This window comes from Brevundimonas diminuta 3F5N (assembly GCF_900163625.1).
Lineage (GTDB): Bacteria > Pseudomonadota > Alphaproteobacteria > Caulobacterales > Caulobacteraceae > Brevundimonas > Brevundimonas diminuta_A.
In genome coordinates, this window is the sequence record NZ_FUIE01000011.1 from 45,077 (window position 1) to 53,545 (window position 8,469).

Annotated in this window: 8 protein-coding genes; 7 read left to right on the forward strand and 1 reads right to left on the reverse strand. The window is 68.3% G+C overall.

What is annotated here, in order from left to right:
* Positions 1 to 124: 124 nt before the first annotated feature.
* Positions 125 to 1,942, reverse strand: a complete 1,818-nt coding sequence (locus FM111_RS01470) for an ABC-F family ATP-binding cassette domain-containing protein (RefSeq protein ID WP_087138963.1) — start codon at positions 1,940 to 1,942, stop codon at positions 125 to 127.
* Between the two features lie 96 nt (positions 1,943 to 2,038).
* Here FM111_RS01470 and FM111_RS01475 point away from each other — a divergent pair, with 96 nt between their 5' ends.
* The 7 genes from FM111_RS01475 (at position 2,039) to FM111_RS01505 (ending at position 8,288) form a co-directional block, all read left to right on the forward strand.
* Positions 2,039 to 2,632, forward strand: coding sequence for a hypothetical protein (locus FM111_RS01475; RefSeq protein ID WP_143276020.1), 594 nt, complete (start codon positions 2,039 to 2,041; stop codon positions 2,630 to 2,632).
* Positions 2,633 to 2,679: 47 nt separating this feature from the next.
* Positions 2,680 to 3,270, forward strand: a complete 591-nt coding sequence (locus FM111_RS01480) for a TetR/AcrR family transcriptional regulator (protein WP_087138965.1) — start codon at positions 2,680 to 2,682, stop codon at positions 3,268 to 3,270.
* Between the two features lie 2 nt (positions 3,271 to 3,272).
* On the forward strand, positions 3,273 to 3,605 hold the full coding sequence (locus FM111_RS01485; protein ID WP_179204983.1) for a DMT family transporter: 333 nt from the start codon (positions 3,273 to 3,275) through the stop codon (positions 3,603 to 3,605).
* A gap of 41 nt (positions 3,606 to 3,646) precedes the next feature.
* Positions 3,647 to 4,126, forward strand: coding sequence for a YcgN family cysteine cluster protein (locus FM111_RS01490; RefSeq protein WP_087138967.1), 480 nt, complete (start codon positions 3,647 to 3,649; stop codon positions 4,124 to 4,126).
* A gap of 32 nt (positions 4,127 to 4,158) precedes the next feature.
* Positions 4,159 to 6,570 carry a PAS domain-containing protein gene (locus tag FM111_RS01495; RefSeq protein ID WP_143276021.1) on the forward strand — a complete coding sequence of 804 codons (2,412 nt, stop codon included), beginning with the start codon at positions 4,159 to 4,161 and terminating at the stop codon, positions 6,568 to 6,570.
* A 121-nt stretch (positions 6,571 to 6,691) separates the two neighbouring features.
* On the forward strand, positions 6,692 to 7,144 hold the full coding sequence (locus FM111_RS01500) for a hypothetical protein (RefSeq protein WP_087138969.1): 453 nt from the start codon (positions 6,692 to 6,694) through the stop codon (positions 7,142 to 7,144).
* A complete protein-coding gene (locus FM111_RS01505) occupies positions 7,089 to 8,288 on the forward strand; it encodes a DNA-packaging protein (RefSeq protein WP_256968045.1) in 1,200 nt (399 codons plus the stop codon). Before FM111_RS01500 ends, FM111_RS01505 begins: the two co-directional genes overlap by 56 nt.
* Positions 8,289 to 8,469 lie beyond the last annotated feature (181 nt).

The window sequence follows — 8,469 nt, forward strand, 5'->3', positions numbered from 1 at the left end:
CCAGCTTGGAATGAGGCGACAAGCAGGGGCGAATGTAAACCGCGGGTTCCGCCTTTATCGCGGAAGGGTTGGCTGGATACGGAGCGATTTGGCGAAGAATGTGCGGCGAGGCGCCGCGCGTTCGTCAGCCCGCCAGCGCGGCCTTCTTTTCTTCCAGCTCCAGCCAGTCCAGCTCGGCGGCCTCCAGCTCGGCGCGGGCCTTTTCGGCGGCCTTCATGGCGCGGTCAAAGGCGGCCGGATCGCGCGCATAGAGGTTGGGATCGGCCAGGAGGGCGTCCTGTCGGGCGATCTCGACCGGCAGGGTCTCCATCAGCTTTTCGACCTCCTCCAGACGACGGGCGTCCTTGTAGGAGAGCTTCACAGTTTTTTTGGGCGCGCGGTCGGAAGGCTCCGCCTTCTCGACCCGACGCGCCCCGGAGGGGGCGGCTTCGGCGTGGGTGGGGGGCGGGGCGAGGAAAGCCGGGTTCTGGCGCAGGAAGTCCTGCCAGCCGCCGGGGGTCTCGACCACGTCGCCGCGACCGTTCAGGGCGATGGTGGAGGTGGCCAGACGGTCGACGAAATCGCGGTCGTGCGACACCAGGATCAGCGTGCCGTCATAGGATTCGAGCAGCTCTTCCAGCTTCTCCAGCGTGTCCATGTCGAGGTCGTTGGTCGGCTCGTCGAGGATCAGCAGATTGGCGGGCTGGGCCAGTGCGCGCGCCAGCAGCAGGCGGTTGCGCTCGCCGCCCGACAGGGTGGAGATGGGCTGTTTCAGCTGGGCTTCCTGGAACAGGAAGTCCTTGGCGTAGGCGGCGACGTGCATGGAGCGGCCGCGCACCAGGATGGAGTCGCCGCCGCCCGGCGTCAGGGCGTCCCACAGGGTCATGTCCGACTTCAGCCCCTCGCGCGACTGGTCGAGGTAGAGGGGTTCCAGGTTGGCGCCCATGCGGACGGTTCCCTCGTCCGGCGCCAGTTCGCCCAGCAGCACCTTGACCAGGGTGGTCTTGCCCGCGCCGTTGGGACCGACGATGGCCAGACGGTCGCCGCGGATGATGCGGGTGGTCAGGTTGCGGAAGATGGTGCGGTCGCCGAACGACTTGCTGACGCCCTTGATGTCGGCGACCAGCTTGCCCGAGACGGCGCCGGAATCGACGCCCAGGTTCAGCTCGCGCGGCAGATCCTTGACCCGCTCGGCCCGGTCCAGACGCATCTGCTGCAGGGCGCGGGCGCGGCCCTCGTTGCGGGTGCGCTGGGCGGTGATGGAGCGGTAGAAGGTGTAGGTCTCGGCCTCGATGCGCTTGGTCAGGCGACGCAGGGACTCGGCCTCTTCCTCCATGACCTTGGCGGCCCAGTCGTCGAACTCGACGAAGCCCTTGTTGAGGGTGCGCACCTTGCGGCCTTCCAGCCAGTGGACGGTGTCGGTGACGCGGTTCAGGAAGGCGCGGTCGTGGCTGACCACCAGCAGGGCGAAACGGGCCTGGATCAGCTCGTTCTCCAGCAGTTCGATGGCCAGGATGTCGAGGTGGTTGGTCGGCTCGTCCAGCAGCAGCAGGTCCGGCTCTTCGGCGAAGGCCTTGGCGAGGGCGGCGCGGCGGATCTCGCCGCCCGACAGGCCTTGCGTGGACTTGTTCGGGTTGAGGCCGAAGGTCTCCAGCCAGCTTTCGGCGGTCCAGCGTTCGGCCTCGCCCGAGGCGGCGTAGTCGGCCAGGGTCTCGCCGGTGATGACGGGCTCTTGCGGCACATAGGCGAAACGGGTGCCGGCCTGGAACGAGCGGTCGCCCGAGTCCGGCTCGATCAGGCCCATGACCACCTTCATCAGGGTGGACTTGCCCGCCCCGTTGCGGCCGACCAGGGCGGCGCGGCTGCGCGGCTCCATCGCCATGTCGACACCGTCGAACAGCGGGCGTTGACCGTCCTGGAGACGGACATCTTTGAGAGCGACGAGGGGAGGTCTGGCAGCCATGGGGGCGCATATAGCGACTGACCGGCGCTTCGGCCATCGGCGTTGACGCTTCCTCATCGGCGGGCTGTAGTCGGGCGACGACGACGGAGGGATGGAATGGATCTGAGCGCTTCAGCCAGAGATGATCGCGCCGGGAAGAAGGGGCCAGGTCGGGGCTGGTACGCGGCGGCGGTGCTGCCCGTGATCTGCGGGTTCGCGGCCATGGGCGTGGTGCTGTTCACGCAACTGCCGAAGCTGGACGACGGGCTGGAGCAGATCGTCGTGCCGGGCGCGCGCGAACTGACGCTGGAGCCCGGCCGGCACACGGTCTTTCTGGAATACCGCAGCGTCGTCGACGGCCGGGTCTATGCGGTCGATCAGGTGGCGGGTCTGACCGTCCGTGTCGAAGCGGCGGACGGCGCGCCGGTGGCCGTAAGCGCGCCCATGGGAAGTTCGACCTATTCAATGGGCGGACGTCAGGGAGAGGCGATCAATGTGTTCAGCGTCGAGCGGGCCGGAGCCTACAGAATCTCGGCCGACTATGACGGTCAGGAGGGGCCGCAGACGGTGATCGCCGTTGGACAGGGGTTCATGGGGCAGCTGTTCGCCACCGTCTTCATGGGGCTGGGCGCCGTCTTCCTGGGCATGGCCCTGACTGTGGCGGCGGTGATCGGCGTGTATCTGGCCCGGCGACGGGCGCGTCGCGCTTGAGCGAGTCTTGACTTGACGCATACCGTCCGGTTGGTATGTAAAGCGTCATGGACACGCAGACCTTCCGCCGCACGCCTGAAGACACTCGCCGCCAGATCATAGAAATGGCCATCGAGATCGCCGCCGACCAGGGGGCGATGGCGGTGACGCTGGATGCTGTGGTGGGCCGCCTGCCGTTCAGCAAGGGCGCCTTGCTGCATCACTTCCCCAACAAGCAGGCCCTGCTGGAGGGCGTGATCGACCATCTGGCGTCCGAGATGATGGCGGCGGTGCTGGCCGAGGCGGCGCGCGACCCCAACCCCTATGGCCGCAACGCCAGGGCCTATCTGCGGGCGGTCGTCAACGAACCGGCGACCGAACGGGACGTCAGCATCGGCCGCGCGGCCTTGGCCGCCTGCGCCATCGAGCCGAACCTGATCCCGCGCTGGCGGGCGGCGATGCGGACCCTGGCCGCCGACGATCCCGAAGACCTGGCGGGCAAGGACGACGCCCTGATGTTGCGGCTGATCGCCGACGGCCTGTGGATGACGGATCTGTTCGGCACGCATGAGATGTCGCCGGAGCAGCGCAAGGCCCTGCTGTCGCTGCTGACGCCGGGCAGCTTGCTGACGGATGCGTATGGGGGAGCGGGCGCGTGAACCTGACCACCTGGCTGGCCCTGCTGGGCGCGATCGGCTTCGAGGTGATGGGGACGACCCTGTTGCAGCAGTCGCAGCAGTTCACCAAACCCTGGCCGACGGCGGGGCTGGCGGTGTGTTACGGGATCGCCTTCTACCTGCTGACCCTGGCGCTCAAGCAGATGCCGGTGGGGCTGGCCTATGCGATCTGGAGCGGGCTGGGGGTGGTGCTGATCTCGGTGATCGGCGTGTTCCTGTTCAAGCAGAAGCTGGACACGCCCGCGATCATCGGTCTGGCGCTGATCATCGGCGGGGTGGTGGTGATCAACGTCTTCTCCAAGAGCGTCAGTCACTGAAGCCGCGACAGACGGGGATTTGGGGCGTATAGGGCGCGCCCATGAATTCCACGTCGCCCAAGCCTTTCTGGGAAACCAAGACCCTGGCGGAGATGTCTCCGTCCGAGTGGGAGAGTCTGTGCGACGGCTGCGGCCTGTGCTGCGTCATCCGGTTTGAGGACGAGGACTCGGGCCAGATCATTCCGACGCATGTCCATTGCAAGCTGTTCGACCCGGATCGCTGCACCTGCACCGACTACGCCCAGCGCCAGGCCGAGGTGCCGGACTGCGTGCAACTGACGCCCGACAACATCGAGCGGCTGAAGTGGATGCCGCTGTCGTGCGGCTATCGTCGGCTGCATGAGGGGCGGACGCTGGCCTGGTGGCACCCGCTGGTGTCTGGCGATCCGGAGACGGTGCACACGGCCGGGGTGTCGGTGCGGCGTCAGACGATTTCGGAACTGGCGCTGAAGGAGCCGGAGGACGCGCTGGACTTCGAAGCGCCGGAATGGATGGGCGAACGGGGCGTTGCTAACGAATAATTCGTTGGAAGCGGGCCAGGGTGGGGACCAAGATGGCTATTGTCGCAACACAATCGAAGTCGACGGCAGGCGGGCGTGACGCCTTCGATCGATTGACGGCGATCGCCTGCGCGGCGTTCCGCGCGCCCCACGCCATGATCACCGTGCTGGACGAGGACCGCGCCGTCTTCCTGTCCGGCGTGGGCCTGGACGAGACCAGCATTCCGCGCATGAGCAGCGTCAGCCACGCCCTGGCGGGCATGGGCGTCGACGCCGTGGTGGTGGTCGAGGATGCGCTGGAGCATCCGGTCTATCGCGATCATCCCATGGTGGTCGGCGAGCCGCGCGTGCGCTTCTTCCTGGGCGCCACGGTGCGCGGGGCCGACGGCCGCGCGGCGGGCGCCATCGGAGTGATGGACGTCAAGCCGCGTCCGGCGCCGACAGAGACGGAGCTGCGGCTGATCCGCGAGCTGGCCGGGCTGGCGGGCGAACTGATGGAGCATGCCGAGGCCATGCGTCAGGAGGCGGCGCGCCTGGAGACGCTGCGCCTGGCCGAGGACATGGTCGGGGTCGGGCGCTGGCGGTATGAGGTCATGACCGGGGCCGTGACCTGGTCGGACGAGATCTATCGCATCCATGCGATCGCGCCGGGCGCCTTCTCGCCTACGCTGGAGGATGTGTTCAGCCACTATCATCAGGATGACCGCGCCGAGATCCAGCACCTGGTCGAACGGGCGCTGAAGACGGGCGAGGGCTACACCTTCAAGCTGAGGCTGGTCGGGACCGACGGCGTCGAGCGCGTCGTGGCGGCCGAGGGCGCGACGGAGAAGGACTCCACCGGCCGGGTGATCGCCATGTTCGGCGTCATGCAGGACGTGACCGAGCGTGAACGCCTGTTGCGGGCGGCCCAGACCAATGAGCGACGCTATCGCCTGCTGGCCGAGAACACCGGCGACGTCATCACGCGGGTCAAGATGGATGGGTCGAGCAAATACATCTCGCCGGCGATCCAGCAGCTTCTGGGCTGGACCTTTGAAGAGATGACGGGGCAGTCGACCGACTATGTCCACCCCGAGGACCGCCACCTGGTGCTGGGCGCCATCGGCAAGGCGGTCAAGAGCGGAGAGCCGACCCGCCTGGAGCACCGGGCGGTGCACAAGAACGGCGAGACCGTCTGGGTCGAATGCACCTTCAAGGCCCTGAGAGACGAACACGGCCATGTCGATGACGTGGTGGTGGTGATCCGCGACATGACCCAGCGCAAGGCGCTGGAGGCGGAGGTGCTGGAAGCCAAGGAGACCGCTGAGGCCGCGGTGCAGGCCAAGAGCGAATTCCTGGCCAACATGAGCCATGAGCTGCGGACGCCGCTGACCAGCGTGATCGGCTTCTCCGGCCTGCTGCAGGGGTCGGAGCATCTGCCGCCGGAAGAGCGCATCTATGTCGAGCGCATCGCCACGGCGTCGGAGGCCTTGCTGGGCGTCATCAACGACATCCTCGACTATTCCAAGCTGGAAGCCGACGCGATCGAGATGGACCCCGAGCCGTTCGACACGCGGGCCCTGGTGGACGGGGCCGCCGCCATCGTGGAGAGCCAGTGCTCGCTCAAGGGTCTGATCCTGCGCGTGGTGGTGGCCGCCGATACGCCCGCGCGCCTGACCGGCGACAAGGGGCGGCTGCGCCAGGTGATGCTGAACTTCCTGTCCAATGCGGTGAAGTTCACGGCGCGAGGCGAGGTGACGCTGACGCTGGACGGGCGGTTTGACGAGAAGGGTCTGTGGCGGATGCGCGCAGCGGTCAGCGACACCGGCATCGGCATTCCGGCCGAGAAGATCGACGAACTGTTCCACCGCTTCACCCAGGCCGACGCCTCGACGACGCGGGTCTATGGCGGGACGGGGCTGGGGCTGGCGATTTCACGCCGTCTGGTCGAGCTGATGGACGGGCGGATCGGGGTGGACAGCACGCCGGGGCAGGGCTCGACCTTCTGGTTCGAGGCGCCGCTGGCCGTGGCCGAGGCCGAAGACGATGCGGTCGAGACACGTCAGGGGCAGACGGCGAACTCTGCGATCCGCGGCCGGGTGCTGATGGCCGACGACGCGGCCGCCAACCGCGAACTGGTCAGCGCTATCCTGCGGAATCTGGGGCTGGAGATCGACGCCGTGGCCGACGGCGCCGAGGCGGTCCACGCCGTGCATTCGGGCGCTTATGATCTGGTGCTGATGGACGTGCACATGCCGGTCATGGATGGGTTGAAGGCCACGCGCGAGATTCGCCGGATGCAAGCGGGGACCGGGCGGCGGACGCCGATCCTGGCCCTGACGGCCAACGTCCAGGCCGAGCAGGTGACGCGCTGCCTCGAGGCGGGGATGGACGGCCATCTGGCCAAGCCGATCCAGATCGCCGAGCTGGCCGCCGCCCTGACGCGGTGGCTGTCCTGCGACGAACCGCCCGCGATGGCGGTCTAGGCGCCAGCCGTTCCGCTCCGGCTATCGCGGCCGAGGGCGTCGATCCCTGTAAATTCCCGGCTTTGGGAAGTTCTGGAGGCTGTTTGTCAGCCTGAGGACGCTGGTCCGCTATGGTTCGGTCATGGCGAGAAAAGGGGACGAGGCGGAGCGGGCGGCGGCGGTCGCGCAGTGGCTGGACGGGGCGCTGGGGCGGTTGATGCAACTGACCGATGAAGCGATCGCCGTGGTGGCCGCCGCGGAGCCTCCGGCCGACGTGGCCGAGGCCGAGAAGCGGGGGCGCGCCATCGGCGTGCTGGCCCGCACGGCCAGGTCGGTGGCGGCGCTGGCGGCCGCGTCCCCTCGCAAACCTCGCGACCCTGAAGAGGACGGAATGAGCGAAGACGATCGTGACATCACCGACGACGAAGAACGGACCGTGCGGGCAGAGCTGCAGTCTCGTCTCGATCATCTTCTCGGGGTCGCAGAGCGCAAGGGATTTGGCGCAACAGCGGCTGACGCAGGCGCCGCGCGGGGAGCTGTTGCGCCTGCTGAGGGCGACGCCGAGGCTGAACGAGGAACAGGTCTGGCCGTCTGACGCGGACTGGCGCACCTGGGTGCTTCTGGGCGGGCGCGGGTCGGGCAAGACGTTTGCGGGCGGGTTCTGGATGAACGAACTGGCCAAGGCGGAGGATCGGACCTTCGCCCTGGTCGGGCCGGCGCTGCATGATGTGCGCGAGGTGATGGTCGAGGGGCCGTCGGGGCTGAAGGCGCAGGCGCCGGGCGACAACCGGCCGCGCTGGGAGGCGGGGCGGCGCAGGCTGGTCTGGCCCTCGGGCGCGGCGGCCTATGCGTTTTCAGCCGAAGACCCGGACAGTCTGCGCGGGCCGCAGTTTCATGCGGCGTGGGCGGATGAATTCTGCGCCTGGAGGAACATCGAGGCGACGCTGTCGAACCTGAGGTTCGGGCTGCGGCTGGGGGCGGACCCGAAGCTGGCGATCACGACGACGCCACGTCCGATCCCGGCGCTGAGGCGGTTGCTGGTTGAGCCGGGGGTGGTGAAGGCGCGGCTGGCGACCAAGGACAATGCGGACAATCTGGCGCCGGGGTTTCTGGGGCATCTGCAGGCGCTCTACGCCGGGACGCGGCTGGAGGCGCAGGAGATGGAGGGGCTGGTGGTCGAGGCCGACGGCGCCCTGTTCCGGGCCGAGGATCTGGCGCGGGCGCGGGGCGGGCGTCCGGCGAAGTTCGAGCGGGTGGTGGTGGCGGTCGATCCGCCGGCCAGCGCCCACGGCGACGCCTGCGGGATCGTGGCGGCGGGGCGCAGGGACAGGACGGGCTATGTGCTGGCCGATCGTTCGGCGCGGGGACTGTCGCCCGCCGGATGGGCGCGGCGCGCAGCCGAGACGGCGCGGGAGTTCGAGGCTGACCTGGTGTTGGCCGAGGCCAATCAGGGCGGGGAGATGGTGCGGACCCTGCTGGGGCAGGCGGATTGCCCGGCGCAGGTGAGGCTGGTGCATGCCAGTCGGTCGAAGAAGGCGCGGGCCGAGCCGGTGGCGGCGCTCTACGAGCAGGGGCGGGTGGTCCACTGCGGCGCGTTTCCGGCGCTGGAAGAAGAGATGATGGCGCTGGGGAGCGAGGCGCCGGGGACCAAGAGCCCCGACCGGGCGGATGCCCTGGTCTGGGCGCTGACGCATCTGCTGCTGGCCGGGAAGACGCAGCCGAGGTTGCGGGCGCTCTAGCGGGTTTCCTTCTCCCCTTGAGGGAGAAGGTGGATTGCGGAGCAAGACGGATGAGGGGTGCGGGGAAGCGGGTTGACGGCTTCCAGGCAGGCCTCGCGTCGACACCCCTCATCCGGCCCTGATGGGCCACCTTCTCCCTCAAGGGGAGAAGGAAGATGGATATGGAGAAACACATGGATTG

Bases quoted from the DNA above. Each gene is read 5' to 3' on its own strand.
- FM111_RS01500 (WP_087138969.1), top strand. From the start codon at position 6,692: ATGGCGAGAAAAGGGGACGAGGCGGAGCGGGCGGCGGCGGTCGCGCAG.
- FM111_RS01480 (WP_087138965.1), top strand. From the start codon at position 2,680: ATGGACACGCAGACCTTCCGCCGCACGCCTGAAGACACTCGCCGCCAG.
- FM111_RS01495 (WP_143276021.1), top strand. From the start codon at position 4,159: ATGGCTATTGTCGCAACACAATCGAAGTCGACGGCAGGCGGGCGTGAC.
- FM111_RS01470 (WP_087138963.1), bottom strand. From the start codon at position 1,942: ATGGCTGCCAGACCTCCCCTCGTCGCTCTCAAAGATGTCCGTCTCCAG.
- FM111_RS01490 (WP_087138967.1), top strand. From the start codon at position 3,647: ATGAATTCCACGTCGCCCAAGCCTTTCTGGGAAACCAAGACCCTGGCG.
- FM111_RS01475 (WP_143276020.1), top strand. From the start codon at position 2,039: ATGGATCTGAGCGCTTCAGCCAGAGATGATCGCGCCGGGAAGAAGGGG.